Source organism: Labrys sedimenti (genome assembly GCF_034424805.1).
Lineage (GTDB): Bacteria > Pseudomonadota > Alphaproteobacteria > Rhizobiales > Labraceae > Labrys > Labrys sedimenti.
The window spans coordinates 573,115-598,819 of sequence record NZ_JAXOUF010000003.1 but is presented as its reverse complement, the minus strand read 5'-3'; the positions used below and the strand labels follow the sequence as shown (position 1 = coordinate 598,819).

Genomic DNA, 25,705 nt, shown 5'->3' with positions numbered 1-25,705 from the left:
GTCACCGCGGCGGCCCCCTCAATGAAGTCCCATGGTTACCCGCCGGTCTCCGGCGCACGGCCTGCCAGTAGCGCCCGCAATCCGGCCTTGCGGTCGATGCCTCCCAGCAGCAGGCAAGCGCCCAGGTAGAAAATCAGCCCGCCCCCGCAGAGCAGGGCAAGCGTCGCCACCCGCATCGCCAGAGGCTGCCCCGCGACCAGCCAGCTCTCCACCGCCCCCGCCGCTCCATAAACGGCGACCAGCATCAGGACGGCAGCGGCGGCGATCCGGGGTAGGCGGCGGCGAGCGGACATGTCGAGTTGCAGCAGCCCGCTTCGCCAAGCCATCAGAGCCAGCAGGACGAGGTTGACCCAGCCCGATGCGGCGGCGGCGACGGCAATGCCGGCCTGGCGCCAGACTGGAAAGAGGGTAAGCGACAGGACCACATCGGCAACGGCGCCGATCAGCGCGATCATGAAGGGCAGGCGCATGCGGGCACGCGCGAAGAAAAGCGGCTGTAGCACCTTGGCCCCGGCAAAGGCCGGCAGGCCGGCGGCAAACCCCGCCAAGGCCAAGGCCGTGGCGGTGCTGTCACCCGCCGAGAAGGCCCCCCTCTCGAACAGGACGGAGACGATGGGGTCGGCCAGCACGATCAGCGCCAGGGCTGCCGGCAGGCTGAGAAAGGCCGCGAATTCGACGGCCCGGCTGAGAATGCCGCTTTCGGCCCGCCGGTCGCCCCGGCTGCTGGCCCGGGCGAGTTCCGGCAGCAGGGCATTGCCGAGCGCCACCGCCACGATGCCCAGCGGCAGCTGGTAGAGGCGATCGGCATAATAGAGCCAGGTGACGGCGCCGGGATCGGCGGAAGCCACGATCAGGCCGATAAAGGCGTTGACCTGCGTCGCCCCCGCCGTCAGCACGCCGGGCAGCGCAAGCAGGAAGAAGCGCCGGACGGCGGGCGTCCAGCGCGGCCTGACCAGCCGCAACCGCAGGCGAGCCCGATGGAGAGCCCAGAAAACCAGCCCGCCCTGGGCGAGTCCCCCGACGAAGATCGACCATGCCAGCAGGCGCGCCAACGCCTCCTGGTCGGAGCGAACCAGCAAGGGGGCGCCGAGCAGGGCGGCGATGGTGACGACATTGACGAGAGCCGGCGCATAGGCGGCCGCCGTGAAGCGGCCATGCACGTTGAGCACAGCCGAAGCCGCCACCATCAGGGCCGTCGCCAGGCAATAGGTGAAGGTGATGCGCGACAGGGCGACGGCAAGCTCTACACGCCCCCCTCCGGTTCCAAAGCCGGGGGCGATCAAATCGATCAGCAGCGGCATCGCTGCGAGGGCCAGGGCCGAGGCCAGGAAGAAAACCAGGGCGACCTGGGTGAAGACCTGGTCGGAAAAGGCTTCGCCCTCGCCACGCCGTTCGGCCTCGGCATGCAACGGCACGAAAGCCGTATTCACCGCCCCCTCCGCGAACAGCCGGCGCATCAGGCTGGGCAGGCGGAAGGCGACCACGAAGGCATCCGCCACCGGTCCGGCACCGAGCGCTGCCGCCACCATGGTGTCACGGACAAAACCGAGAATGCGGGAAGCAAGGGTCGCGAATCCAACCGAGGCAGCGTTACGCAGGAAGGTCATCAAAACTCCGAGCCGAAGCGGCGGCAGCGGTTGCATCGCAACTCTTTCTTGCCGCAACGCAGCACATCGCTATAGTCCGCGCGCGCAAAACAGAGATACTGCATGCCCAAATCCCCTTCCAGCGCGAAACCTCGTTTCGACGTTCTCACCATCGGCAACGCCATTGTCGATGTCTTTGCCCAGACCGAAGACGATTTCCTGGTCCGCGAAGGCCTCGCCAAGGGCGCCATGATCCTCACCGGCGAGGAACGGGCCGACCACCTCTACGCCGCCATGGGCCAGAGCATCGAGATCTCGGGTGGATCGGCCGCCAATACGGCTGTCGGTGTCGCCTCCCTCGGCGGCAAGACTGCCTATTTCGGCAAGGTGAAGCAGGACGAGGCCGGCAAGGTCTTCACCCATGACCTGCGCGCCCAGGGCACGCATTTCGAGACGGTGCCGCTGGCGGAAGGTCCCTCCACCGCCAAGAGCTTCATCTTCATCACGCCCGATGGCGAGCGCACGATGAACACCTATCTCGGCGCCTGCCATCTGCTCGGCCCGGCTGATATCGAAGAGAGCGTCGTGCAGGGGGCGGCCATCACCTATATGGAGGGCTATCTGTGGGATCCGCAGGATGCCAAGGATGCCTTCCTGAAGGCCGCCGATATCGCCCACAAGGCCGGGCGGCGCGTGGCGATCACCCTGTCCGACTCCTTCTGCGTCGACCGCTTCCGCGGCGAGTTCCTCCACCTCATGCGCTCGGGCGTGGTCGACACCGTGTTCGCCAACACCCAGGAGATCAAGTCGCTCTACGAGACTTCCGATTTCGAGACGGCGCTCGCCCAGGTCGAGAAGGACTGCCGCCTCGCCATCGTGACGCGCTCGGAAGACGGGGCGCTGGCGATCGAGGGCGGCACGCGCGTCTCGGTGCCGGCTTTCCCGATCGACAAGCTGGTCGATACCACCGGCGCCGGCGATCTCTTCGCCTCCGGCTTCCTGTTCGGCCTCGCCCGCGGCCTGCCGCACCTGGCTTCGCTCAAGCTCGGCGCACTGTCCGCTGCGGAAGTGATCCAGCATGTCGGCGCCCGCCCGCAGACCAATCTGCGCGTCATGGCCCAGGAAAACGGGCTGCTCTGACGAGAGCCGAGGCATTTGAGAAGGGCCGGGCGGCCTTTCTCAAGCGCCGTCAGGCCTTGTAAAGGCGCAGGGGCGAGACCTTCTCGCGCCGGATGATCCCTCGCGCTTCGAGGTCGAGTTGCACGGCCTTGACCCACCAGCCCGCCTTCGCGCCGCCGGGATAGAGGTCCTGCGGCAGCAGGGCCGGCACTTCGGCCTGGACCTGCGCCACGGTCAGGCCCGGCTTGCCATCCGGCAGCAAAGCCAGAATGGCCGCCTTCATAGCCTTGTACATGGCCGCATCCGCCGGCCAGGCCTTGCCCGGGTGGTTGACGTTCAGCAGTTCGATTCTGGACGTATCGGTCATCAGCAGGTGCTCCGGCATATTGCGTCCCCTGCAACGAGGACGCTGGTCACGCCTCCAACCCGACATCACAACCGCGAAAAAGCCAGCTTCAACCCCAGCCCTGCGAAAGCCAGGGCAAAGCCGCGCCGCAGCCAGGTGAGCACGGCCGGTCGTTGCACCACCTGGCTGCGGACCGCCGAGGCGCAGGCCCCATAGACGAGGAAGACGAGGAAGGTCAGGGCCATGAACCAGAGGGAGAGTTCGGTCATGGCGGCTATCGGCCGCCCCGTCGCTGGCGGAACGAATTGCGGCAGGAAAGCCAGGAAGAACAGCGACAATTTGGGGTTGAGGATGTTCAGGAGCACGCCCTTCAGGATGATGTGGCCCGGTAGCATGCGCCGGTGCTCGCCGGACAGCTGCAGGGTGCCGCCATCGCGCCAGACACTCCAGGCCGTGTAGAGGAGATAAGCGGCACCAAGATAGGTCAAAGCCTGGAAGGCCACGGCGCTGGCGTGCAGCAGCGCCGCCAGGCCGGCGACCGCCGCGGCAAGATGGGGCAGGATGCCGAGCGTGCAGCCGAAGGCGGCCAAGGCACTGGCGCGCCAACCCTGGCTCAGGCCGAGGGCCAGCGTGTAGAGCACGCCGGTGCCGGGCAGAAGGATGACGACGAGCGCAGTGACGAGATAGTCGAGGGACATGCGGCAACTCCCATGGAAAACACAGGGATGCCCCGATGACGGCAGGCGTGTCTTGAACGCAATTGCAACGGGGAAGCCCGGTTCAGGGAGCCCGAGCCGCCGCATAGGCACCGGGCGAGATGCCATAGCTGCGCACGAACAGTCGCGTCATGTGGCTCTGGTCGGCAAAGCCGCTCGCTGCAGCGGCCTCGGCGAGTGCCATGCCACGCGCGATATGGCGTCGCGACAGCTGGAGGCGGCGTTGCATCAGATAGGCATGCGCCGTCATGCCGGTCGCCCTCGCAAAGCCGCGCACCACCTGGAAGCGGCTCAAACCGGTCATCTCGGCGAGGTCCGAAAGGGTTACGGGCGCGATTGGATCGCTATCGATGCAATCACGAGCAAGCCCGATGGCTCGCGGAATGCCGGGGCACGCTACGGCCGCCCCGGGAATGTGCGCCAGCAGCATCAGCAGGGCTTCCTCGCAGCGCAAGCTGGCGACATCCCTTGCGTCCTCGGCAAGACAACGGAAGAGGTCGGCAAACAGGCTGGCGATCCGTCTGTCCCGCACCACCGGCTCGGTGATCTCGAACGTACCGCCCCCGCCTTCGCGGATGTCCCCGATCGCCTCCGTCATCAGCGAAGGATCGAAATAGAGCATGCGCCAGGCCCGGCCCCGGTCACCGACGGGGCTGCCATCATGCACCTCGCCCGGATTGACGGTGATGACGTCCCCTGCGCCAGCCTCGACCGGACCGCGCCCGCTGGCCGACTTCTGGCTGCCGCGATCGATCAGCCCGATGCCGTATTGGTCATGCATATGCCGCGGAAAATGATGGCTGCTTTCGGCCATCACCGCATCGATCCCGGGCATGCCGGACGGCCGCGTCGAGAATGTCCCTCTCGTCGCCACGGTGTGCTACCTCAGAGCGAAGAAGGCGGACCGCCGCCCTGCAGCAGCCGCCCGGCGGCGATCCTCAGGCATTCCTCGAAGGCGGCAAGATCCTCGAAGAGCTGGCCCGGTGCCGCCGAGCGCGTGACAAAGGTGCCGCCGCGCGCCTCGATGCCGCCGTCGAGCATCAGATTCTCGGCCATGTCGAAATCCTCGACCGCCAGGCCGTCCGAGCCACGCGGCCGGCCCTCCGCATCCTCAGCGATCCGCCCGTCATAATAGACCTGCAGTCGCTCGAAATGCGACAGCGCCACATTGGAGAAGGCAAAGGCGGGACAGCCCCGGGCGCACATGAAGCCAAGCTCGTAGACCGTGCCGGTATCGGCGGCGATGCCCCGGAACGGCGTGAGATTGGCGATGATCACATCGGCGCTCAGCATCAGCTTTTCGTTGGCCGCGCTGATGGCGAGCCCGAAATCGCGCTTGGTCGGCTGCGCCGGAATTTCCAGGTCTCCGGGCGAGACCGGGATGAAACCGTGGCGCCGCGTGAGCTCGATCTTGGCGTCGAGCACCTCGCGGGCGTTGGACAGGAAGACTTCGGGGCCGGCCAGATAAACGCGCATGGATTTCTTCCGGGTGAGCGGACGTTCCAGCGACATGAAGGCATGTCGCGATGTCCGCATCTTGGAAACGACTGCGGTGGGGAAAAGAAGAACGGGCAAGATGCCCGTGCACCCGAGTACACGGGCATCTTGCCCGTATACTCGGGGATCACAGCATCTCCGGCAACACCTTGTCCGGCGGGCTGTGTCCATCCATGAAGGCGCGAATGTTGACGATGACCTTCTCGCCCATGTCGGTACGGCCCTCGATGGTGGCCGAGCCCATATGCGGCAGCAGCACCACGCGCCCGCTCTTGGCGAGCTTGACCAGGCGGGGATTGACCGCCGGCTCGTGCTCGAACACGTCGAGGCCGGCGCCGGCGATCTCGCCGGCGTCGAGCATCTTGGCGAGCGTGGTCTCGTCGATCACTTCGCCCCGCGCCGTGTTGATCACCAGGGCCTCGCGCTTGAGCAGTTTCAGCCGCCGGGCCGAGAGCAGGTGATAGGTGGCCGGCGTGTGCGGGCAATTGACGGAGATGATGTCCATGCGGGCCAGCATCTGGTCGAGCGAATCCCAATAGGTCGCCTCCAGTTCCGCCTCGACGGCGTGATCGACATGGTGGCGGTTGTGGTAGTGCACCTGCAGGCCGAAGGCCTTGGCACGGCGCGCCAGCGCCTGGCCGATGCGGCCCATGCCGATGATGCCGAGGCGCTTGCCGGTGATGCGGCGCCCGAGCATCCAGGTCGGCGACCAGCCGGGCCAGGCATTGTCGCCCTCGGGAATCACCCTGGAGCCCTCGGTCACGCGCCGGGCCACGGCGAGAATCAGCGCCATGGTCATGTCGGCGGTGTCCTCGGTGAGGACACGGGGCGTGTTGGTCACGGTGATCTTGCGGGCGACCGCCGCCTCGACGTCGATATTGTCGACGCCATTGCCGAAATTGGCGATCAGCTTGAGATTGCTGCCGGCCGCTTCGATCAGCGCCTTGTCGATACGGTCGTTGATGGTGGGCACCAGCACGTCGGCCGTCTTCACGGCCTCGATCAGGGCCTCCTGCGACATCTTCTCGTCGGTCAGGTTGAGCTGCGCGTCGAACAATTCGCGCATGCGGGTTTCCACGCTGTCCGGCAGGCGGCGTGTGACCACGACCCGCGGTTTTTTTCGTAACGACATGCCGACCTCCCGCAAACTTTAAGACGGCGTTCACCGCCCTCAGACAAACTGCGCCGATAAGCCCGCAGCCCGTCGCTGTCCTTCCTCTAACAGACAGGCAAGCGCAGCAACAGAGGCGGTTGCGGGCGGAAGCGTTTTGCGATTTGGGGAGTCGCCAGGAATCGCAAAGACGCGTCGAAACAAAGAGTGAATGCAAAGAAGCGGTTATACCTAAAACGCGCTTTGCCTGTGTGTGCGTCGAGGTCCGGCATGTCCTATTACGAAGAAGAAGCGCCCCGTTTAAGTCCCATTGCCAAGATCGGTTTTGCTGGCGCCTTCTGTGCCCTCATCGTCGCTGGCGGGGTCTACTATCTTCATCACAAGCGGCTGAAGCAGCCCGTGGATACGGCCACCGAGGGCATCAGCGCCGACACGCTCGCAGATCCCACCGTGGCGGCCTTCATCGCCGGTGCGGGCAAGGCCGCCATTCCGGACAAGCCGGCCGACGACGTCACCGGCTCGCTGCCCGATCCCAAGGCCGGCAAGGACCAGCTCGGCCCGGTCTCCGGCCTGCCGATGCCGCGCTTCGTCAGCCTGAAGCCCGACAGGGTGAATGTGCGCCAGGGGCCTTCGCGCGACCAGACGGTGTCCTTCATCTACCAGAAGTCCAACCTGCCGGTGGAAGTGATCGCCGAATTCGAGAATTGGCGGCGCATCCGTGATGCCGACGGCTCCGAAGGCTGGGTGCTGCAGAACCTGCTCTCGGGCAAGCGCACGGCCCTGATCGCACCCTGGTCCAAGCAACAGACACTGCCGCTCCGCGCCACCGCCGACGCCAAGGCAACGGCCGTCGCCATGTTGCAGCCCGGCGTGCAGGCCTCCATCAAGAGTTGCGCCTCGAACTGGTGCCGCATCCAGGGCGAAGGCTTCGACGGCTGGATCCAGGAAAGCAATCTGTGGGGAGCCTATCCCGGCGAAGCGATCGACTGAGACGGAGCCCGTGCCCCGCCTCCGCCTGATGATCAGCGGGATCACTTCCCGCGAGCAAGCCGGCGCAGCGGTCGAGGCGGGCGCCGATGCCATCGGGCTCGACCCTGCCGCCTTTCCGCAGGCGGGCCCGGAAGGCAGCGCGATACTGGCGGCGATCGCGCTCGCTTTGCCGCCGGCGGTCACGCCGATCCTGATTACCCCGGCCCTGACGGCCGGCACCGTGGCCCAGCAGGTCGACGCCTCGGCGACGCTCGCCGTCCGCCTGGCCCGGCCGATTGCCGCAAGCGAATATCCCGGCCTCAAACGCATCATCCGCGGCCGCAAGATCATCCAGTCCATCGATCCCGCCCGCAACGACGCCGGTGCCCTGGTGGAGGCCTGCGCTTCCTTGGCCGATGCCCTGCATTTTCACGTCGGCACCGCAGATGATTTGAGCGCCTGTCGATGCCTGATCGAGCTCACGGGCCTGCCCTGCTTTCTCGGACTGACCGATCCGGCGCTCCTGCCGGCCGCCGCTGCGCTACGGCCCCACGCCGTCGATCTGCTGCTCGCCGGCGAAGACGGTTTCGATGCATCGGCTTCGAATCGCTTGGCTGCGGCACTCGCAGCTATCTGAGCCAGAGCGAAGAATTCGGGCTAAGAGTGAATGAACAGCGGTTGCAAAGCGCCGTTCCTGGGAGTGCGGACGTCCTCGTCCATGGGCACCAGCTTAAGGCGAGAGGCGCGACGCCAGCCACTCCCTCGCCCCGTTCTTACGGGGAGAGGGTAAGGGTGAGGGGCAGCGCGAACCTTGAAATCCGAGCATTGCAGAGCCCCTCACCTCTATCCTCTTCCCGTAAGAACGGGGCGAGGGGACTCACACGCGGAGCCTCATCGCCAGCTCGATCATCTCGCCCGACCCTTAAGTTGGTGCCCACGGACGAGGACGTCCGCACTCCCAGGAATCAGCGCTGCAAGGTCAAATGAACAGAATAGTATCGACCTGCCATCGAAGGCCTCCCTCCGAGTCGCCCCCGTTGCGATCCACCCCGTCCTGCCGCTACGATGACGCACGCAATCGGAGCCGCCGATGACGAGAGCATTCCTCCTCGCCGTAACAGGCCTCGCCTTTCTGAGCCTGCCCGCAGCCAGTGCCGAAACCGTAACCCAGAAAGCCGGCCGGGACGCCACCTTCAAGGCCAGGGACGACGATCCTGCCATGAAGGCCGCCTTCGCCAAGGCCCAGGAAAGCCTGCCCGATTTCATCGACGCTCTGGACGGCAAGGTCACCGGCGCCAGCGGCTTCGCCGTGAAGGTGCCGATCATCCAGGGCGCCCAGACCGAATATTTCTGGCTCAACGAAATCAGTCACAAGGGCGACCGCTTCACCGGCAAGATCAACAACCGCCCGGAACTGGTCGGCAATGTGACGTTCGGCCAGCAGCTCACCTTTCTGAGGAGCAGGATCCGGGACTGGGGCTATTACCGCGACGGCAAGCTGCAGGGCAATTTCACCACCTGCGTCCTGCTGGCCAAGGAGGATCCGCGCGAGGCCCAGGAGCTGAAAGACCAGATCGGCCTGGCCTGCGAAGGCGCCGCCTCGCCGCAATAAACCGGCCTGCTTGCTTCGCAACGAATATGGTTTGAATGCCCCTCACCCCGCCGTTTCGAAACGGCGATGAGGCCAGGGATTCACCCCGTCCCGCAGCCAGGCCAACGTATCCTGCCAGAAGCCGGCCCGATGCCGGTCATGAAACAGGCTGAAATGACCGATCTCGGCCAGGCCGTAGTCTTCCGGCATCAGGCGCACCGCGGTCGCCGGGCTTGATCGGTAATAGGCGAGCGCGCGGCGGATGGCCGGCATGGTGCCGAACTCGTCGTCGGACATGGTCACCGCCAGGATCGGCGCGGAGACCGCGGCAAAACGGGCGAGGATGTCCGCCCGCTCCCGGCGCGGATGGCTGTTCTCGGCATGCCTGCCGCGAAAACTCCATTCCAGGGCCACGCCCGCCGGCAGGTCTTCCAGCCAGCCCAGCCGCCGGCCCGGGAAATAGCCGCATATCGCCGTGAGCAGGGGCATCAGCACATGCCAGCGCCAGACCAGCCCCAGGCGGCAGCGCCGGGCATAATCGGGCCAGTAGGCATATTGGGCGCCGACAGTCAGCATCCGATCGATCCAGCGGGCATTGCCGGCCAACCCCGGCAGGAAGCCACCGATGCTGTGGCCGACCACGAAGAGAGGCCCGTCGGGCCGGCGCTGCCGGGCAAAACCCAGCACGGCTTCGAAATCACGCGTGCCCCACTCGCTCCAGCGATAACCGCAATGCTTCAGATCCGCCGGCCGCGACATGCCGATGCCGCGATAATCATAGGTAATGGCATCGAAGCCCTGCTCGGCGAGGAAGCAAGCATAGCGATGATAATAGCGGGCGAGCACGCCTGTCGCGGCATTGATGACGACCGTGCCCGCTGCCCCTGCATCTTCTGCCAGCCAGACATGGCCACCAAGAACGACCCCGTCCCCGCAGGTGATCTCGACCGGCACGGCCGCTGTCATGTCCATCGCCATCGGCGGTCCTCACTCGCATGAAGGGATAGCATGACCAGCGACAGCGGTTATACTCACTTGTCAGTATACATGAGGGCGAGCCATGTCCGAGCCCATGACCACCACGCGCGAGCGCATCGTTTCGGCGGCGGCGCGCCTGTTCTACGACAAGGGCATTCGCAATGTCGGCGTCGACGCCGTCGCCGCCAAGGCCGGCATCACCAAGCGCACGCTCTACTATCACTTCACCAGCAAGGACGATCTGATCGCCGCTTATCTGGCGGCGCGCGACCAGCCCAACCTCGCTCTGTTCCGGCGCTGGTTCGATGAAGCGCAGGGAGACGTCGCTGCCAAGGTCGAGGCAATCTTCCGCAATCTCGCCGTGGCGGCTCGTCATCCGCGCTGGAAAGGATGCGGCTTCCTGCGCACCGCCGCCGAACTCGCCGACCTGCCCGGCCACCCCGCCATCAAGATCGGTGCCGCCCACAAGAAGCGTTTCGAGGATTGGCTGCGGCTGGAGCTGGAAAGCGCGGGGCTCGACGACGCTGCCTTGCTGGCCCGGCAGGTGGTGCTCCTGCTCGATGGCAGCTTTGCGGTCGTCCTGCTGCATCGCGATCCCGACTATATGGAGGCTGCCGGCAAGGCGGCGGCCACGCTGATCACCGCGGCCTTCCGGCAAGCGAAGGCGGCGCCGGCAAGGAATGGATAGCCGGCATAGTAAAAGCCCTCACCGCGGCCTCACCCTTGCCTCACCCCTTCCCAATCCAGCTCGAAGCGCGCCAGATATTTGCGCAGGCGATCGGCATCGTTCGAGCTCGCCTTGGCCTGGCGCGATGCCGCGAACAGCGCGCGCCCGGCTGCGCTGAGGGAGGAGGTGGCGCGGCAGACGCGGATCACCTCGGCCAGTTGCACCTGGTCGAAGCGATCGATGCCGGCGACACGCTCTTCCCCGAGAAAGTCGGCAAGCAACCTGTCCGTGCCCTCGCCGTCGCCTGCCCGCCAGTGCCGGTTGAGGCGCTCGATTTCCTCGGCCACGCCCTCCTCGGTGATGCGCCCGCCCGGTGCCAGGGTCGCCATGCGGGTGACGGAGGCGGAAAGATCGCGGAAATTGGCGGTCCAGCGCGCTTCCGGCGCCGTCGCAAAGCTGAGATAGCGGATGCGGGCCTCGCGGTTGAAGGCGATGTTCTCGCCCTCGCGCTCGGCATAACGGGTGAGTTCGAAGTCGAGATTGGGCTCGATATCCTCGCGGCGCGCGGCCAGGCCCGGCAATTCGAAGGTCCAGAGATTGAGGCGCGCCAGCAGGTCCTCACGGAACTTGCCCGAACGCACATCCACCGAAAGGTCGCGATTGGTACCGGCGATCAGCTGGAAATCACTGGCCGCCTCCCTGTCGGCGCCGACCGGCAGGAAGCGCTTCTCCTCGATGGCCCTGAGGATCATGGCCTGTTCGTCGAGGCCGAGCTCGCCGATCTCGTCCATGAACAGCAAGCCGCCATCGGCCGCACGCAGGAGCCCGGCCCGGTCGGTCTGGGCGCCGGTGAAGGCACCCCTGATATGGCCGAACAGGGCCGACATCGTATGGTCGCCGCGCAAGGTGGCGCAGTTCACCTCGACGAAATCGCCGGTGAGCTGGCGCCGCGCCTGCTTGAGCTCGAAGATGCGGCGGGCCAGCAGTGACTTGCCGGCTCCGGTCGGCCCCGTCAGCAGCACCGGCGCGCGCGAGCGCATCGCCACCCGTTCGATCTGGTCGATCATGGCGTTGAAGGCGGGGTTGCGGGTCGGGATGCCGGATTTGAGGAAGGAGGTCGCCTCGCGTGCCTCGGCCCGGAAGCGGCTGGCGATGGCGTCGTAGCGCGAGAGGTCGAGATCCACGATCGAATAGGAGCCGGCGACGCCTTCGCCCTGGCGCTTGGGCGGCGAGAGCTGGATCAGTTTGCCGGGCACGTAATGGGCCTCGGTCAGCAGGAACCAGCAGATCTGCGCGACATGCGTGCCGGTGGTGATGTTGACGAGATATTCCTCTTCCTCGGCGTCGAAGGGATAGGCTTTGGCGAAATCATAGAGGGCGCCGTAGACCTCCTGGAAATCCCAGGCATCGGCGAGATTCATGATGTGCCTGATCACCTGCGTGTCCGGCGAGATCACCGCGATGTCGCCCGCGATCCGCTCGGCCAGCGACGTCGCCCGGATGTCGTGGATCAGTTCGAGGCGGTCGATGGGCAGGTCACCCTGCTGGCAAAGCGCCACGGTCGGCCGCCAGCGCTCCCAGCGCTTGTCGCGCTTGCCGCTGTCCAGGCTGACGCCGAGAAAGCCGATGGCCACACGCTTTTTCATGGTCACATCCTGGGATCGCAGGCTTCTCAGCGACATTGAGGCAGACTCAATGTCGCGATACCTGCTCTTTCCTGCCAACAATGCGTTTCCAAGAGCAGGCTGGAAGCCTGCGATCCCGGAAAACGGCTCATCATTCAATAACCTATATCACAGGATATTTTATTATCTAAAAATATAAATTTAACGCTTCAAGTCTCTTGCCGCAAAATCTTGCGCAAGTTCAATTGAAAAATTTTTACCATTGAAAAACAATGACTTATAAAATAATTCCAGGCACCTCCTCCACTTGGCACGCTCTCTGCAATCAGATCCCCGTAACAAACGAGGATGATTGCCATGGCAAATAAGTCACTGTTTGCCTCCTTTGTGGGGAAGATGCTGCCGAAGGCCGATGCTGCCAACAAGCACGGCGTCCCGGCCTATGAGTTCACCCCGCGCCACGCGCTGGCCCAGCTTGCCGTCACCGGCACGCTGAACCGCACTTTCTATGCCAGCGCCACGGCGCAGCTCGACGAGACGCTCAAGGCGGTCTGCGAGGTGGAAAGCGCGTTCATCGCCAAGGCGGCCATCTATGCCCGCCAGCGCGGCCATATGAAGGATATGCCGGCCTTGCTGCTCGCCTATCTTTCCATGCTGCAGACGGGCGATTTCACCAAGGCGTTTCCGCGCGTGGTCGACAATGGCAAGATGCTGCGCAACTTCGTGCAGGTGATGCGTTCGGGCGCCGTCGGCCGCAAGTCCCTGGGAACCCGGCCGAAGAAGCTGGTCCAGGCCTGGCTCGAGACCGCCTCGGACATCGAGATCATGCGCGCCAGCGTCGGCAACGCGCCCTCGCTCGCGGATGTGATCAAGATGGTCCACCCCAAGCCCGCCGACAAGGCGCGCGAGGCACTCTATGCCTGGCTGATCGGACGTCCCTACGATGTGACGGCTCTGCCCGACATCGCCCGGTCGTTCGAGGCCTTCAAGCAGGATCCGTCGCTGTCGGTACCGGCGGTGCCGTTCCAGATGCTGACGGCGCTGCCGCTCACGCGGGAGCACTGGGCCGCCATCGCCGACAAGGCCGGTTGGCAGATGCTCAGGATGAATCTCGCCACCTTTGCGCGCCACGGCGTATTCGAGGTGGAGGGCTTCGCCGAAAAGCTCGCCAAGCGGCTTGCCGATCGCGAGGCCATCAAGCGGGCACGGGTGTTCCCGTATCAGCTGATGATGGCCTATGCGCAGGCCGGGCAGGACACCCCGCCCGTGGTGCGCGAGGCGTTGCATGATGCGATGGAGATTGCGGTCGCCAACGTGCCTGCCATGGAGGGCCGCGTGGTCGTCTGCCCGGACGTTTCGGGTTCGATGTCCTCGCCGGTCACCGGCTATCGCAAGGGCGCGACCACGCAGGTGCGCTGCATCGACGTGGCCGGCCTGGTGGCGGCTTCGGTCCTCCGGGCCAATCCGTCGGCACGGGTGATCCCGTTCGAGCAGACCGTGGTCCGCGTGGACCTCGAGCCGCGCGACACGGTGATGACCAATGCGCGCAAGCTCGCCTCCATCGGCGGCGGCGGCACCAACTGCTCGGCGCCGCTGGAGCAGTTGGCGAACGAGAAGGCCAAGGTGGATCTCGTGATCTTCGTCTCGGACAACCAGTCCTGGGTCGATGCACGCAGGGGCGGCGAGGCCACGCAGATGATGAAGCAGTGGGAGCGGGTGAAGACCAGCAATCCCGATGCCAAGCTCGTCTGCCTGGACATCCAGCCCTACACGACCACCCAGGCGCAGGAGCGCGCCGATGTGCTCAACATCGGCGGCTTCTCGGATGCGGTGTTCGACACCATCACGGCCTTCACGAAGGGCGAGATGGGCGCCGAGCACTGGGTCGGCGAGATCGAGAAGATCGAGCTCTGAGATGACACGATTTTCGGTCGGCGGCCTCGTGCTGCCGGCCGGAGACGATGCCGCAGTGAATGCCTGGGGAATTACAGCTTCAGGTGATCGTTGGCCCCCGACGCTCCCGTCGCAAGACGAAGCTGCCGGAACAGGCGCGATGCCGTCTCGACCGCTTCGGCGGGCAAGGCGGCCGTCATTTCCCACAACCTCGTCGCTGCGGCCTACCATTGGAATTTTTTTCAGACGCCACGGCAAATGCCGACGGAACTACAGACTGCGAATCCCGGGGTCGCGGGTTCAAATCCCGCTGCGGCGCAAGCTGCATAGCTCAGATGGTTAGAGCACGGACCGCCGCAAGGCGGTAACGTTTCGTCATTCTTGTTGCCGTGGCCGTCATCATCAGGAGATTTCTATCGAAACGGCGAATGCCGGTGGAACTACAGCATTCACGCTCCAGGTCGCGGGTTCAATTCCCGCCAGGCCGCAAGGCCTGTAGCTCAGTGGATAGAGCGGGATGTTTCACCATTCCTCGTCGCCGTGGCCGATCCCGGCTTATTGCAACCAGCGGCGAATGCCGGCGGGACTACAGGTTAGAGCGCCCTTTCATCCGAAACGGAGGTCGGCGTTTTCGATGGCGCCCCGCGCAAGCGGTAGCTCAGCAATCGTCCCCCTCGAACCTCGTCGCCGTACTCGACAGAAAGGATTTCGACACGTCACGGCGAATGCCGATGGGAATACAGCGCAACAGGGCGTTGCAGCGGCGAACTGCACCCGACTCACCGTTATCGGGAGCCCATTTCTCATCATCCTCGTCGCCGTGGCCCTTTGACGACACCGAGCAGAGCGGCGAATGCCGATGGAACTACATGGTCCTCCTGGTTCGAATCCGGAACCTTGCGCCAGGCCGACAGGCGCCGCGCGGGTGAAGAGGTTTCATCCCTTTCGTCGCCGCTCCTGCCCGGCCTGATTTGGAACGTTGCGGCGAATGCCGGCGGAACTACATGGCTATTCCCCAAGTGATGCGGGTTCGAGTCCCGTCGGGTCCACCATAGGTCGTCTCGTCGGTTATGGTTCGAAGTTTGATGAGGTCAAAAATGGCGAGATGGGAGGAGCGAGCGCTGCCAAGACTTTCGTCTTGGCAAGCGAAGCGACACTGCAGATGGCCATTTTTCACCTCACCGCTTTGCGGCGGGACGCTTTTGGCCGATGAGCACGTCGGGTTTCGTAGCAAGCCGTAAGGCTTGCGTCCTCCCCCTCCTTCTCCTCGGCCAAAATCGCTCCCGTCAAACCCAAAACCATAACCGACGAGACGCCCTATGGGCCCGTAGCTCAATGGTAGAGCATATGTTTCGCCATTCCTCGTCGCCGCAGCGTTCCGGTTTTCATTCCGGCGAATGCCGGCAGGGCTTTCATCTTGATTAGGCGCAAGCCACCGGTCTGAAAAGTCGGGGATCGTCCGAAAACGGACATCGGATGCCTGCCACTTCTCGTCGCCGTCCCGCCCCTTCCGCTACTCCGGATCGGCTTCCGCCTCCAGCCGACAGCGCAGCGTACTTATCAGGCGCAGGCAGGCCTCCACATCCTCAGCCGCCAATCCCTGCGCAAGGGCGTCCACCCAGGGCTTCTGCAGCCGGTTCGCCGCCTCATAGGCAGCCTTTCCCCTGGCCGTCATCGCCACCAGCCTGGCCCGGCGATGATGGGGGTTGTCGCGGAAGTCGAGAATGCCCTCTTGCGCCAATTCGTTGACGATACGCTGCACGCCCTGGCGGTTGAGGCCCATGGAACGGGCAAGATGGGCCACGGGCCGCGGCGCGCCGGCCAACGCGACGGCGCCGAGGACCTGCCAGCGCGCACTGCTCAACCCCACTCCTGACACCAGCCGGTCGCCGGCCGCAAGCAGGCGGCCATTCAGGCGGAACACCTCGAGGATTAGGGCCGTGACGCCTTCGCCGGCCAAAGCGGGGTTCGATTCGTTCATTGACAATATATATCCAATTTGACAACATGTTGTCAAATTGGAGTTGCCCCATGCTGATTGGCCAGATCGCGCTCGTCCTCGCAGCCGCCTTCACCGGGGCGGCCCTTTATATCAATGTCGCCGAACAGCCGGCGCGGCTCAGCCTCGACGACGCCTCCCTGCTGGCGCAATGGAAGCCCAGCTATGCGCGCGGCTTTGCCATGCAGGCCAGCCTCGCCGTCCTCTCCGGCCTTGCCGGCATCGCGGCCGCCTGGCTCGCCGGCGGCTGGCTCTGGCTGGTCGGCGCGATGCTGATCCTGGCGAACTGGCCCTATACCCTGCTGGGCATCATGCCGACCAACCGGCTCCTGGAGGCAACGCCGAACCATGAGGCAGGGGCGCGGACGCGCCTGCTTGTCCGGCGTTGGGGCGGGCTGCACGCCGTCCGCACCGCCCTCGGCGCGGCGGCGACGCTGGCCTATCTTGCCGCCTCGCTGTGAGGCCCGGCGCCGACATCGGCCAACTCGGCGCGCAACCAGGTGTCGAAGGCCTTTACCTTGGCTGAAGGCTTGCGGCGTGCCGAGCTCACCAGCCAATAGGCTAGGCCGGTCTGAATCGGGCGCGGGAAAGGCGAGACCAGCCGCCCGTCGCGCAGCGCGTCCTGGGCCAGGGTCTGCCAGCCGATCGACACGCCCTGGCCGGCGATCGCGGCATCGAGACAGAGCGCCGCATCCGAAAAGGCGGGGCCAGCCGCGAGCGGCAGGTCCGCCTTGCCATAGGCGGCCAGCCAGATCGGCCAGCTTTCCGGGGAGTTATAGTCGATGATGGCGGGAAGCCGCACCAGATCCTCGATCTCCCGAATGCCGGCCGCAAGCGCGGGCGAGCACAGCGGAAACAGGCTCTGATCCATCAGGTAATCCGCCCTTACGCCCGGCCAGGGTCCCGCACCGACGCGCACGCCGACATCGACGTCCGAGGTATCGAAATCCACACGCTCGATCGAGGCATCGATGCGCAATTGCAGGCCCGGATTCGCCTCATGGAAGCGATGCAGGCGCGGCACCAGCCATTTGGCAGCGAGAACCGGCGCGACCGTTACCGTCAGCACATGCTCGGACCGGGCTTCGGCCGCGGTCAGAGCTTGGGAGATCTCCCGGAAACCACGGCTGAGGCCCGCGAGCAGGGACTGGCCGAGCGGTGTCGGCACCAGCCCCTTCGGCCCGCGCGTGAAGATCGGCCGTCCCAAGCGCTGCTCGGCCTTGAGCACCTGCTGGCTGACGGCGCCCACGGTGACGCCGAGCTCCTCGGCGGCCTTCGCCATCGAGCCGAGACGCCCCGCAGCCTCGACCGCCCTGAGGGCACCGAGCTGATATCGCAGCAGACTGTCCATATAGTTTTTCTATAGCATGCCCGCGCAGAACTCCATTCCTTTCCTGCCCCGTTTGCCGGAGATTCAGCCGCACGATTTCAGGGATATTTCAGCCATGCTGACCGTCAGGATACTCAAGACCCTTAAGGAGCGCTGGACTAACCTTCGGCTGGTATCGGGCCGCAGCCTGGAACCGCTCGATCATCCCAGCCTGCAGGCGATGTCCCTGCGGGACCTGGCCGACCTGCCGCTGGAACCGCCACCGGCCGCCGGGCATGACGCGGGCGTGCTCGTCTGCAATCCAGGCAGGGCGGCCGCGGACAGAACGGCGCCTCGCCGGCCCATACAGGAAACGGCGATCGCCGCCCGCTAACCAGATATCGAGGAAGCCCTGGGATCGCCAGCATCCGGCTGGCTCTCTTCGCTCGCGCCCGCTAGCCCTCCAAGAGCCAGCCGGATGCTGGCGATCCCAGGAGGCGGCCTGCTATTACACCCCGTCATACGCCTTCTGCAGCGCCGCGATGTCGAACTTGATCGCCCCGAGCACGGCGGCCATCACGCGCTGCGCCCTGGCCTGATCGGGATCGGCGAGCAGCGTGGGCAGGATCGAGGGCACGATCTGCCAGTGCACGCCATAGCGGTCCTTGAGCCAGCCGCAATGGATCAACTCGCCCTTTTCGCCCAGCGCCCCCCACAACCGGTCGATCTCGGCCTGGTCGGCGCAGTCGATATGGAAGGAAACGGCATGGTTATAGTCGCATTTTTCGCCGCCATTGAGGGCGAGATAGCTCTCGCCGGCGAGGGTGAAGCGGACCATCAGCACGCTGCCGGCTTTGCCGCCCGGGCCATCGGCAACGTTGCGCTGCACATGGTCGATGCGTGAATCCGGCAGCAGCGACACATAGAAATTGGCGGCCTCCTCGGCCTCTCCCGCAAACCACAGGCACGGCGAAATCTTGGACATGACGTTCTCCTCCGAGGCCTCATCGCGGCCTGATGCCCCAAGGACGAAGGAAGACCTGCCGATCCGACAAGACCGTCAAATTTGGCCATGCATCTCGGCTGCGAATTTAATGTTTAGGGACAGTTCAAGAATAGGCGCTCTGATCGATTGTCATCCCCGGCGCCGCCGCAGGCGGCGGGAAGGGGATCCAGGGGCCGTAAATCCTATCCTCAGCCCCTGGATTCCACTCACAAGCAAAGCTTGTGAGGATACCTTGCCCTATCTCCCTTCGCTCACGAGAAGCTCGGCCGGGAAAGACAGTGCGCTTATTCTTGAACGGTCCCTTACATGCTGCTGAGCCGGGCCTGCATGAAGTCCACGAAGACACGGACTTTCGGCGAAAGATGCCGGTTGGACGGCCATATCATGTTGAAATTGCGCGGCCCACCCACGTGATCGGGCAGCACGGTCCGCAGCGTTCCGGCCGCCACGGCATCGTGCACCAGGAAGTCCGGCATGACGCCGATGCCGAGGCCGCCCAGCGTGGCGCCCCGCATGGCTTCCATGTTGTTGCAGGTAAAGATGGTGCGCGGGCGCGGCTCCGGCTCGTCCGGCCGCAGGATCAAGGGCCATTCCAGCATCCTGCCGCTGTTGAGGAAGCGGTAGCGGATGGCAAGATGGTCATCGAGATCGCGCAGCCTCAGCGGCGTGCCGTGACGCTCCAGATAGGCCGGCGAAGCGAACAGCATCTGCCGGAAGGAACAGAACACGCGTGACATCAGGCGGGAATCCGGGAGCTCGCCGCTGCGGACGGCAATATCGACGCCTTCCTCCACCAGGTCGACCAGCCGGTCGTTGAAATCGAAATCGAGCTCGATCTCGGGATAGAGCGCGGTGAACTCCGGCATCAGGGGCATGAGGATGTGGTAGGTGACGACCGGCGTCGAAACCCGCAGCCTGCCACGCGGCGCATCGCGCGAACCCGCCACGATGGCCCAGGCATCGTCGAGATCGTCGAGGATGCGGCGGCAGCGCTCGTGGAACAGGCGCCCCTCCTCGGTGAGACGGATGGTGCGGGTGGTGCGCTGGAACAAGCGGACGCCGAGATCCTGCTCCAGCTTGGCGACGGCCTTGCCGACGGCCGAGGCCGAAAGGCCGAGCACCCGTCCGGCCGCGGCGAAGCTGCCGAGATCAGCCGTGCGCACGAAGGCGGTGAGATTGCCGCTCCTGTCCATAGTCTCTCCGCCATTCCGGAATTTCATTCCGTTATCTTCGGAACATAGCCCCTATTTCTCCAATAATGAGGCAAGAATAGATTGCTCGCAACGGGTCGGGCCATTTTCACCAGGCAAACCTCCACGCGGGGCGCCCTGGATCGGGCCGGCGACCTGCCACCGTCTTTTGAGCATCGATTTCATGACAGACCCAACCTTGGCTCCGAGCGCGGCCCGCAAGGCGCTCATCCTGCTCTCCGTCTGCCTCGCCGCCATCGCCATGCCCCTCACCTTCACCGGACCGGCGGTGGCACTGACCGCCATCGCCGAGACACTGGGCGGCAGTCCGGTCGCCCTGAACTGGGTGACCAACGCCTTCATGCTGACCTTCGGCAGCGCCCTGATGGCCGCCGGCGCCCTGTCGGACAGCTTCGGCCGCAAGCGGATCTTCCTCACCGGCGTCGCCGGTTTCGCCCTGGCCTCGCTCGCCCTGGTGGGCGCGCACTCCATCCTGATCTTCGACCTGCTGCGCGCTCTGCAGGGGCTTGCCGCTGCCGCGGCCTTCGCCGGCGGCATGGCGGCGCTGGCGCAGGAATTTTCCGGCGGCGCACGCATGCGGGCCTTCAGCGTGGTCGGCGCCAGCTTCGGCGCCGGCCTGTCCTTCGGCCCGATCAGTTCTGGCCTGATGAGCGCGACCTTCGGCTGGCCCAGCATCTTCCTGGCGGTCGTCGCGCTGACATCGGCCTCCTTCGTCATCGGCATCATCGCGCTCAGGGAATCCCGCGATCCCCAGGCTCGCGGACTGGATTGGGCGGGCGCGACCAGCTTCACCCTCGCCTTGACCCTGTTCACCTATGGCGTCCTGCAAGCCCCCGAAAGCGGCTGGAACGACCCGCTCGTCGTCGCCCTGCTCCTCGGCGCTCTCGCCCTGATGGCACTGTTCGTACGCATCGAGCTCAACTCACCCCGCCCGATGCTCGACCTCAGCCTGTTCCGCTACGGCCGCTTCGTCGGCGTGCAATTGCTGGCGGCCGCGCCCGCCTATGCCTTCGTGGTGCTGCTGATCCTGCTGCCGATCCGTCTCGTCGGCATCGAGGGTGTCGGCGGGGTGACCGCCGGCCTGATGATGATGGCCCTGTCCGCCCCGCTGCTGGTTCTGCCGCTCCTGGCCGGCTGGCTTTCGCGCTGGATCGCACCGGCCCTGATCTGCGGTCTCGGCCTGCTGGTCTCAGCAGTTGGACTGGCCTGGCTGAGCTTCATCCCCGTCGGCGGCGACGTCAACGCCATGCTCTTGCCCATGGCCGTGATCGGCGTCGGCATCAGCCTGCCCTGGGGCCTGATGGACGGCCTGGCAGTCTCCGTGGTGCCGAGCGAGCGGGCCGGCATGGCGACCGGCATCTTCTCTACGGTGCGCGTAGCCGGTGAGGGCGTGGCGCTTGCCATCGTCAGCGCCGTGCTCTCGGGCCTGACATCGGGCCACCTTGCCGGCGAACACGCCCGGGAAGGGGCTCAGAAGCTGGTGACGGGCGACATTGCCGGCGCGGCCGGCGCACTGCCGCAGTTGGCCCGCCCAGTGCTGATTCAGGCTTATGGCGAGGCTTTCGCCACGCTGCTCCTGCTGCTTGCCGCCATCACCGTGGTCACCGCCGTCGTGGTCTTCGTCTTCCTCGGGCGCCGGGAAATACCTCGGGACGACGTCCCGGTAGAGGCGGTCTGCGCCTCGGCGAACGGCTGAACGCCACACACCGGCAACCAGCCTGACGACCAAGGAAAAGGGGGCCGCAGAACCCCCTTTTCTCATATACCGAGCCGGCGTCGATTTGCGGCAATGCCCTCAGAACATCCGCTTGATGCGGATGCCGCCGACCACCGAATTGAGCTTCTCCTTCGGCTTGGCATCGGAGAAGGTCTCGGTACCGAGTTCGCGATCGAACTCCGAGCGGATGTAGGAGACCTCGCCCGTCACGGAGAGGCCTTTGACGATCATGTAGGTCAGGTTGCCGGTGATGGCATATTCCTTGGCCTTCAGGTCCTGGCCATTGCTGCCGGCGCCGTCATAGCGGGTGTCGATATAGCTCGGCACGATGTTGAAGCCCCATTGCGGCGTGAAATTGCCGCCCAGCTCCGCCGTAACAGACCAGCCCTTGCCGGCTTCGAGCCGCGAAAACCCATTGCGGTAATAGAAGTCCTGCGAGCGGAGGGCATAGAGGTTGTCGGCGCCGAGATAGTCCAGCGCGCCATCGGCATACTGGCCTTCGATCACCAGATGCCCGTCCTGGAGCTGCGGGATCTTGATCAGCACGTCGCCGCCGATCGCATAGCCCCATTTGTTCTGGTGCCGCAGGGCGACGTCATCGGCGGGATCGTCCGGCGTACCATTGTCATAGCGCGAGGCGCTGCGGAACTGGTGGGCTGCCGCCTGGAGCGCCACCGTACCCCATTCCTGGTCGAGCCGGAGGACGCCGACGACATCCGGCACCTCCTGGCCGCCCTGATAGGCGAACACGTCGTTCTGGCGGTGATCACGGCCATCTTCGACCGACAGGGTGGCCGAGAAGCCGCCGCCGAACTGTGCCGTGTAGGCGATGAGGTTCACCGTGTTCGACTGGGCGTAATAGGGGCCGAAGATGGTGTTGCCATAGTCATTGTCGTAGAAGCCGAAGAAGGAATGCGCATAACCGGCCGTCAGGCCACCGAACTGGATGAAGGCCTTGTCGATGGTGAAGCGGTTGCGCTGCTCCGTCCCGTTGATCCGCGTGGCGGTGTTGCTGTCCGCATTGATCTGGAAATAGGAGCGCAGCAGGCCCCATTCGGTCTCGGTGCGGGCATCGAACCAGACACGGGCCTGGGCGTTGAAGGCAGTGCGATTGTCGTCGCGATTGAACTTGCCGCCGCCATAGACGCGATAGTCTATGCGGAACTCGCTGCCGATGCGCAGGCAGGTGTCGCTGCCCGGAATATAGAAGAAGCCAGGTCCAAAGGCCGTGCAGACTTTCACATATTCAACGGCCTCGCCCTTGGTCATGGGAAGATCCGCCGCATGGGCGGCCGCAAAACTGGTGAGACCGGCGACTGTTCCCAAAATAAATGATTTTTTTATCATGATTTCCTCCAAGAAAATATCTGACACCTAGTAAAAAACAGAAGATCTCCGGATCAAAATCGTATCGGTAGCAGAAGCAAAAGTACGACATTAAAAAATTTACCGCTCAAATCTGAACCAATCGAACCAAGACGACAACACAAATTCTTGCCGCTTGCCTGAGAATGGCCGCTTTTTAGCCTCCTTGTTACTTAAAAGTCACATTGCAACAATGACATACTGCAACTCCACCTTGCACCGGGCGGTAAACCAAGGTCACCGCTTGGTGGGACGCCCGGCGACGGAAACGCTCCATCCGGGCAAGAAAAAAGGCGGGCCCGAAGACCCGCCTGTCGACCACCCCCGCGGGGTTGGTCATGATCGTACTTTAGAGGATGCCGGGCAAAGCCGGCACGCCGCCTTACTTGTTCAGCATCGGCAGGTTCATGCCCTGCTGCTTGGCCCAGTCGATGGCGATGTCGTAGCCGGCATCGGCATGGCGCATCACGCCGGTGCCGGGATCGTTGACCAGCACGCGGGCGAGGCGCCGGTCGGCGTCCTCGGTGCCATCGCAGACGATGACCATGCCCGAATGCTGCGAATAGCCCATGCCGACACCGCCGCCATGATGCAGCGACACCCAGGTCGCACCCGAGGCGCAGTTGAGCAGGGCGTTGAGCAGTGGCCAGTCGGACACGGCGTCCGAGCCGTCACGCATGGATTCCGTCTCGCGGTTGGGCGAGGCGACCGAGCCACTATCGAGATGGTCGCGGCCGATGACGACCGGCGCGGAGAGCTCGCCGTTGCGCACCATCTCGTTGAAGGCAAGGCCGAGGCGGTGGCGCTGCCCGAGGCCGACCCAGCAGATGCGCGCGGGCAGGCCCTGGAAGGCGATGCGCTCGGCGGCCATGTCGAGCCAGTTGTGCAGGTGCTTGTCGTCCGGGATCAGTTCCTTGACCTTGGCGTCGGTCTTGGCGATGTCGGCGGGATCCCCCGACAGGGCAGCCCAACGGAAGGGACCGATGCCGCGGCAGAACAACGGACGGATATAAGCCGGCACGAAGCCCGGGAAATCGAAGGCGTTGTCGACGCCGACTTCCTTGGCCATCTGGCGGATGTTGTTGCCGTAGTCGAAGGTGGGCACACCCATCTTCTGGAAGTCGAGCATGGCGCGCACATGCACGGCCATCGACTTCTTGGCTTCGGCCATGACATGGGCCGGCTCGGTACGGGCCCGCTCCTTGTACTCTTCCCAGGTCCAGCCAACAGGCAGGTAACCGTTCAGCGGGTCATGCGCGGAGGTCTGGTCGGTGACCATGTCCGGGCGGACGCCGCGGCGCACCAGTTCGGGCAGGATCTCGGCGGCATTGCCGAGCAAAGCGATCGAGACGGCTTCCTTGCGATCGCAATGGTGTTTGATGAGCGCGAGCGCATCATCCAGATCCTTGGCCTGCTTGTCGACATAACGGGTGCGCAGGCGGAAATCGATGCTCTGCTGCTGGCACTCGATGTTGAGCGACACCGCACCGGCCAGGGTCGCGGCCAGCGGCTGCGCGCCGCCCATGCCGCCGAGACCGGCGGTGAGCACCCAGCGGCCGGCGAGGTCGCCGCCATAATGCTGGCGCCCGGCTTCGACGAAGGTCTCGTAGGTGCCCTGCACGATGCCCTGCGAACCGATATAGATCCAGGAGCCGGCCGTCATCTGGCCGTACATCATCAGGCCTTCGGCATCGAGCTGGTTGAATTTCTCCCAGGTCGCCCAATGCGGCACCAGGTTGGAATTGGCGATGAGGACGCGCGGGGCATCGGCATGGGTCTTGAACACGCCGACCGGCTTGCCGGACTGCACCAGCAGCGTCTCGTCATTGTTGAGGTTCTTCAACTCGCGCACGATGGTGTCGAAGCATTCCCAGTCGCGCGCGGCGCGGCCGATGCCGCCATAGACCACCAGTTCCTTGGGATTCTCGGCGACGTCGGGATCGAGATTGTTCATGAGCATGCGCAGCGGCGCTTCGGTCAACCAGCTCTTGGCATTGAGCTGAGTGCCACGCGGGGCGCGGATCTCGACATCGCGGAAACGGGCATTGCTGAGCATGTACATGACCTCTTGTTGCTTGTATATACAAGTTAGCAGCAAATCGGCTCCGCTGTCAAGGACCGCCGAGCCCTTCGGAACATTTAACCCACGCGGTTGGAATGTCGCCTGTGCTCGATGCGATAGCGCCCGCCCGGCAGCAGCAGGCGCACCGCGGTGACGACATGCTGCACAGCCTCCTCGTCGCCACCGGCCTCCGGAGCCGGCGCCCCCACCCATCCGGTCGCGAAGGTGCGGCGCCGGATCAGCAGGCAGGGATCGGCCCGCGAGATCGCCAGCAGCTTGCACTCCCAGGCCTGCGGCAGCACCGCCTCGATGCGATGCTCCGCCTCGCTCCACGGCACCACCGCGCTGAGCACCTCATTGGGCGTCACCTTGGAGAAATCATGATCGAGATAGCCCGGCGCCACCGCGGGATTGACGAAGCGATCTTCGAGCTGGATTGGCACATCATTGTCGCAATGCACGATAATTGAATGAAAAACCGGGCTTCCGATCGGCAATTCGAGCAAATCGGCGATATCCGGCGTCGCCTTCAGCGTGTCGAGCAGCAGGACCTGCGCACTGTAGTCATGGCCGCGCGCGCGGATTTCCTCGGCGATATTGGTGACGGCGAACACATCCGAATGACTGTTGCCGCCCGCCACGAAGGATCCCCTGCCCTGCATGCGAACCAGCACGCCCTCGAGACTGAGCTCGCGCAACGCCCGGTTCACCGTCATGCGACTAACCCCGAGCTGCTCGACCAATTCGCTTTCGGAAGGGATACGATGATCCGGCGGCCACTCGCCGCTGCGCACCCGCGCGAGGATGTGCTGCTTTACCTCGGCATAGAGCGGCGTGGCCGATATGGCGGGCTCCAGCTTCCTGTCCGGCGGCATGCTCATGACGACGTCATTCCTCAAAAATCGACTCACCGCTTCATACGGCACTTGCCACGATCG

The 25,705-nt window shown here is 64.8% G+C and carries 24 protein-coding genes; 9 read left to right on the top strand and 15 right to left on the bottom strand.

The annotated features are described in order from the left end of the window. Positions 1-35: 35 nt before the first annotated feature. On the bottom strand, positions 36-1,607 hold the full coding sequence (gene murJ, locus U1R88_RS14370) for a murein biosynthesis integral membrane protein MurJ (RefSeq protein WP_322431818.1): 1,572 nt from the start codon (positions 1,605-1,607) through the stop codon (positions 36-38). A gap of 102 nt (positions 1,608-1,709) precedes the next feature. Between murJ and U1R88_RS14365 the strand changes: the two genes are divergently transcribed. Continuing rightward, entirely contained in the window at positions 1,710-2,726 is a 1,017-nt protein-coding gene (locus U1R88_RS14365) for an adenosine kinase (RefSeq protein ID WP_322431817.1), read from the top strand. 49 nt (positions 2,727-2,775) lie between these two features. Here the strand turns inward: U1R88_RS14365 and U1R88_RS14360 are convergent, their stop codons facing one another. The 5 genes from U1R88_RS14360 to U1R88_RS14340 form a co-directional block, all read right to left on the bottom strand. After that, complete coding sequence (locus U1R88_RS14360; protein ID WP_322431816.1) at positions 2,776-3,072, bottom strand: DUF6958 family protein; 297 nt, start codon at positions 3,070-3,072, stop codon at positions 2,776-2,778. Positions 3,073-3,137: 65 nt separating this feature from the next. Then, the gene (locus U1R88_RS14355) at positions 3,138-3,749 is read right to left on the bottom strand and encodes a LysE family translocator (protein ID WP_322431815.1); all 612 of its coding nucleotides are present in this window, start codon (positions 3,747-3,749) and stop codon (positions 3,138-3,140) included. An 82-nt stretch (positions 3,750-3,831) separates the two neighbouring features. Further along, positions 3,832-4,602, bottom strand: a complete 771-nt coding sequence (locus U1R88_RS14350; protein ID WP_322431814.1) for an AraC family transcriptional regulator — start codon at positions 4,600-4,602, stop codon at positions 3,832-3,834. Positions 4,603-4,652: 50 nt separating this feature from the next. After that, on the bottom strand, positions 4,653-5,243 hold the full coding sequence (locus U1R88_RS14345) for a nucleoside 2-deoxyribosyltransferase (protein ID WP_322431813.1): 591 nt from the start codon (positions 5,241-5,243) through the stop codon (positions 4,653-4,655). A gap of 148 nt (positions 5,244-5,391) precedes the next feature. Continuing rightward, positions 5,392-6,396, bottom strand: coding sequence for a 2-hydroxyacid dehydrogenase (locus U1R88_RS14340; protein ID WP_322431812.1), 1,005 nt, complete (start codon positions 6,394-6,396; stop codon positions 5,392-5,394). Between the two features lie 249 nt (positions 6,397-6,645). Here U1R88_RS14340 and U1R88_RS14335 point away from each other — a divergent pair, with 249 nt between their 5' ends. The 3 genes from U1R88_RS14335 (at position 6,646) to U1R88_RS14325 (ending at position 8,956) form a co-directional block, all read left to right on the top strand. After that, positions 6,646-7,365, top strand: coding sequence for an SH3 domain-containing protein (locus U1R88_RS14335; RefSeq protein ID WP_322431811.1), 720 nt, complete (start codon positions 6,646-6,648; stop codon positions 7,363-7,365). Between the two features lie 10 nt (positions 7,366-7,375). Further along, on the top strand, positions 7,376-7,981 hold the full coding sequence (locus tag U1R88_RS14330; RefSeq protein ID WP_322431810.1) for a hypothetical protein: 606 nt from the start codon (positions 7,376-7,378) through the stop codon (positions 7,979-7,981). Between the two features lie 453 nt (positions 7,982-8,434). Further along, positions 8,435-8,956: a YegJ family protein gene (locus U1R88_RS14325; RefSeq protein ID WP_322431809.1), complete on the top strand. Its 522-nt coding sequence runs from the start codon at positions 8,435-8,437 to the stop codon at positions 8,954-8,956. Positions 8,957-8,998: 42 nt separating this feature from the next. On the opposite strand, the gene U1R88_RS14320 is transcribed toward U1R88_RS14325, so the two are convergent. Further along, a complete protein-coding gene (locus U1R88_RS14320) occupies positions 8,999-9,901 on the bottom strand; it encodes an alpha/beta hydrolase family protein (RefSeq protein ID WP_322431808.1) in 903 nt (300 codons plus the stop codon). A 106-nt stretch (positions 9,902-10,007) separates the two neighbouring features. Between U1R88_RS14320 and U1R88_RS14315 the strand changes: the two genes are divergently transcribed. Then, positions 10,008-10,601 carry a TetR/AcrR family transcriptional regulator gene (locus U1R88_RS14315; RefSeq protein WP_322431944.1) on the top strand — a complete coding sequence of 198 codons (594 nt, stop codon included), beginning with the start codon at positions 10,008-10,010 and terminating at the stop codon, positions 10,599-10,601. Between the two features lie 29 nt (positions 10,602-10,630). On the opposite strand, the gene rtcR is transcribed toward U1R88_RS14315, so the two are convergent. After that, the gene (rtcR, locus tag U1R88_RS14310) at positions 10,631-12,226 is read right to left on the bottom strand and encodes an RNA repair transcriptional activator RtcR (protein WP_322431807.1); all 1,596 of its coding nucleotides are present in this window, start codon (positions 12,224-12,226) and stop codon (positions 10,631-10,633) included. A gap of 336 nt (positions 12,227-12,562) precedes the next feature. Between rtcR and U1R88_RS14305 the strand changes: the two genes are divergently transcribed. Further along, entirely contained in the window at positions 12,563-14,119 is a 1,557-nt protein-coding gene (locus U1R88_RS14305) for an RNA-binding protein (protein ID WP_322431806.1), read from the top strand. 1,492 nt (positions 14,120-15,611) lie between these two features. On the opposite strand, the gene U1R88_RS14300 is transcribed toward U1R88_RS14305, so the two are convergent. Continuing rightward, positions 15,612-16,079 carry a MarR family winged helix-turn-helix transcriptional regulator gene (locus U1R88_RS14300; protein WP_322431805.1) on the bottom strand — a complete coding sequence of 156 codons (468 nt, stop codon included), beginning with the start codon at positions 16,077-16,079 and terminating at the stop codon, positions 15,612-15,614. A 50-nt stretch (positions 16,080-16,129) separates the two neighbouring features. On the opposite strand from U1R88_RS14300, the gene U1R88_RS14295 reads away from it, so the two are divergent. Then, positions 16,130-16,558, top strand: a complete 429-nt coding sequence (locus tag U1R88_RS14295; RefSeq protein ID WP_322431804.1) for an anthrone oxygenase family protein — start codon at positions 16,130-16,132, stop codon at positions 16,556-16,558. Here the strand turns inward: U1R88_RS14295 and U1R88_RS14290 are convergent. After that, positions 16,537-17,448 (bottom strand): LysR substrate-binding domain-containing protein, encoded by a 912-nt coding sequence (locus U1R88_RS14290; RefSeq protein WP_322431803.1) that lies wholly within the window; start codon positions 17,446-17,448, stop codon positions 16,537-16,539. The genes U1R88_RS14295 and U1R88_RS14290 overlap by 22 nt on opposite strands. A 16-nt stretch (positions 17,449-17,464) precedes the next feature. On the opposite strand from U1R88_RS14290, the gene U1R88_RS14285 reads away from it, so the two are divergent. Continuing rightward, positions 17,465-17,800 (top strand): hypothetical protein, encoded by a 336-nt coding sequence (locus tag U1R88_RS14285; RefSeq protein ID WP_322431802.1) that lies wholly within the window; start codon positions 17,465-17,467, stop codon positions 17,798-17,800. Between the two features lie 114 nt (positions 17,801-17,914). Here U1R88_RS14285 and U1R88_RS14280 read toward each other — a convergent pair whose 3' ends face one another. Continuing rightward, complete coding sequence (locus U1R88_RS14280; protein ID WP_322431801.1) at positions 17,915-18,391, bottom strand: VOC family protein; 477 nt, start codon at positions 18,389-18,391, stop codon at positions 17,915-17,917. Between the two features lie 323 nt (positions 18,392-18,714). After that, entirely contained in the window at positions 18,715-19,605 is an 891-nt protein-coding gene (locus U1R88_RS14275; protein WP_322431800.1) for a LysR family transcriptional regulator, read from the bottom strand. A gap of 181 nt (positions 19,606-19,786) precedes the next feature. On the opposite strand from U1R88_RS14275, the gene U1R88_RS14270 reads away from it, so the two are divergent. Further along, positions 19,787-21,319: an MFS transporter gene (locus U1R88_RS14270; RefSeq protein ID WP_322431799.1), complete on the top strand. Its 1,533-nt coding sequence runs from the start codon at positions 19,787-19,789 to the stop codon at positions 21,317-21,319. Between the two features lie 99 nt (positions 21,320-21,418). On the opposite strand, the gene U1R88_RS14265 is transcribed toward U1R88_RS14270, so the two are convergent. The 3 genes from U1R88_RS14265 to hutC all read right to left on the bottom strand — a co-directional run bounded on the left by U1R88_RS14265 (position 21,419) and on the right by hutC (position 25,648). Further along, entirely contained in the window at positions 21,419-22,609 is a 1,191-nt protein-coding gene (locus U1R88_RS14265; RefSeq protein ID WP_322431798.1) for a porin, read from the bottom strand. Positions 22,610-23,087: 478 nt separating this feature from the next. Continuing rightward, positions 23,088-24,761, bottom strand: coding sequence for a urocanate hydratase (gene hutU, locus U1R88_RS14260; protein ID WP_322431797.1), 1,674 nt, complete (start codon positions 24,759-24,761; stop codon positions 23,088-23,090). An 83-nt stretch (positions 24,762-24,844) separates the two neighbouring features. Beyond that, positions 24,845-25,648 carry a histidine utilization transcriptional repressor HutC gene (hutC, locus tag U1R88_RS14255; RefSeq protein ID WP_322431796.1) on the bottom strand — a complete coding sequence of 268 codons (804 nt, stop codon included), beginning with the start codon at positions 25,646-25,648 and terminating at the stop codon, positions 24,845-24,847. Positions 25,649-25,705 lie beyond the last annotated feature (57 nt).

Coding starts and splice junctions, on each gene's coding strand:
- murJ (WP_322431818.1), bottom strand. CDS start 1,607: ATGACCTTCCTGCGTAACGCTGCCTCGGTTGGATTCGCGACCCTTGCT.
- U1R88_RS14365 (WP_322431817.1), top strand. CDS start 1,710: ATGCCCAAATCCCCTTCCAGCGCGAAACCTCGTTTCGACGTTCTCACC.
- U1R88_RS14360 (WP_322431816.1), bottom strand. CDS start 3,072: ATGACCGATACGTCCAGAATCGAACTGCTGAACGTCAACCACCCGGGC.
- U1R88_RS14355 (WP_322431815.1), bottom strand. CDS start 3,749: ATGTCCCTCGACTATCTCGTCACTGCGCTCGTCGTCATCCTTCTGCCC.
- U1R88_RS14350 (WP_322431814.1), bottom strand. CDS start 4,602: ATGCCCGGGATCGATGCGGTGATGGCCGAAAGCAGCCATCATTTTCCG.
- U1R88_RS14345 (WP_322431813.1), bottom strand. CDS start 5,243: ATGCGCGTTTATCTGGCCGGCCCCGAAGTCTTCCTGTCCAACGCCCGC.
- U1R88_RS14340 (WP_322431812.1), bottom strand. CDS start 6,396: ATGTCGTTACGAAAAAAACCGCGGGTCGTGGTCACACGCCGCCTGCCG.
- U1R88_RS14335 (WP_322431811.1), top strand. CDS start 6,646: ATGTCCTATTACGAAGAAGAAGCGCCCCGTTTAAGTCCCATTGCCAAG.
- U1R88_RS14325 (WP_322431809.1), top strand. CDS start 8,435: ATGACGAGAGCATTCCTCCTCGCCGTAACAGGCCTCGCCTTTCTGAGC.
- U1R88_RS14320 (WP_322431808.1), bottom strand. CDS start 9,901: ATGACAGCGGCCGTGCCGGTCGAGATCACCTGCGGGGACGGGGTCGTT.
- U1R88_RS14315 (WP_322431944.1), top strand. CDS start 10,008: ATGACCACCACGCGCGAGCGCATCGTTTCGGCGGCGGCGCGCCTGTTC.
- rtcR (WP_322431807.1), bottom strand. CDS start 12,226: ATGAAAAAGCGTGTGGCCATCGGCTTTCTCGGCGTCAGCCTGGACAGC.
- U1R88_RS14305 (WP_322431806.1), top strand. CDS start 12,563: ATGGCAAATAAGTCACTGTTTGCCTCCTTTGTGGGGAAGATGCTGCCG.
- U1R88_RS14300 (WP_322431805.1), bottom strand. CDS start 16,079: ATGAACGAATCGAACCCCGCTTTGGCCGGCGAAGGCGTCACGGCCCTA.
- U1R88_RS14295 (WP_322431804.1), top strand. CDS start 16,130: ATGCTGATTGGCCAGATCGCGCTCGTCCTCGCAGCCGCCTTCACCGGG.
- U1R88_RS14290 (WP_322431803.1), bottom strand. CDS start 17,448: ATGGACAGTCTGCTGCGATATCAGCTCGGTGCCCTCAGGGCGGTCGAG.
- U1R88_RS14285 (WP_322431802.1), top strand. CDS start 17,465: ATGCCCGCGCAGAACTCCATTCCTTTCCTGCCCCGTTTGCCGGAGATT.
- U1R88_RS14280 (WP_322431801.1), bottom strand. CDS start 18,391: ATGTCCAAGATTTCGCCGTGCCTGTGGTTTGCGGGAGAGGCCGAGGAG.
- U1R88_RS14275 (WP_322431800.1), bottom strand. CDS start 19,605: ATGGACAGGAGCGGCAATCTCACCGCCTTCGTGCGCACGGCTGATCTC.
- U1R88_RS14270 (WP_322431799.1), top strand. CDS start 19,787: ATGACAGACCCAACCTTGGCTCCGAGCGCGGCCCGCAAGGCGCTCATC.
- U1R88_RS14265 (WP_322431798.1), bottom strand. CDS start 22,609: ATGACCAAGGGCGAGGCCGTTGAATATGTGAAAGTCTGCACGGCCTTT.
- hutU (WP_322431797.1), bottom strand. CDS start 24,761: ATGCTCAGCAATGCCCGTTTCCGCGATGTCGAGATCCGCGCCCCGCGT.
- hutC (WP_322431796.1), bottom strand. CDS start 25,648: ATGAGCATGCCGCCGGACAGGAAGCTGGAGCCCGCCATATCGGCCACG.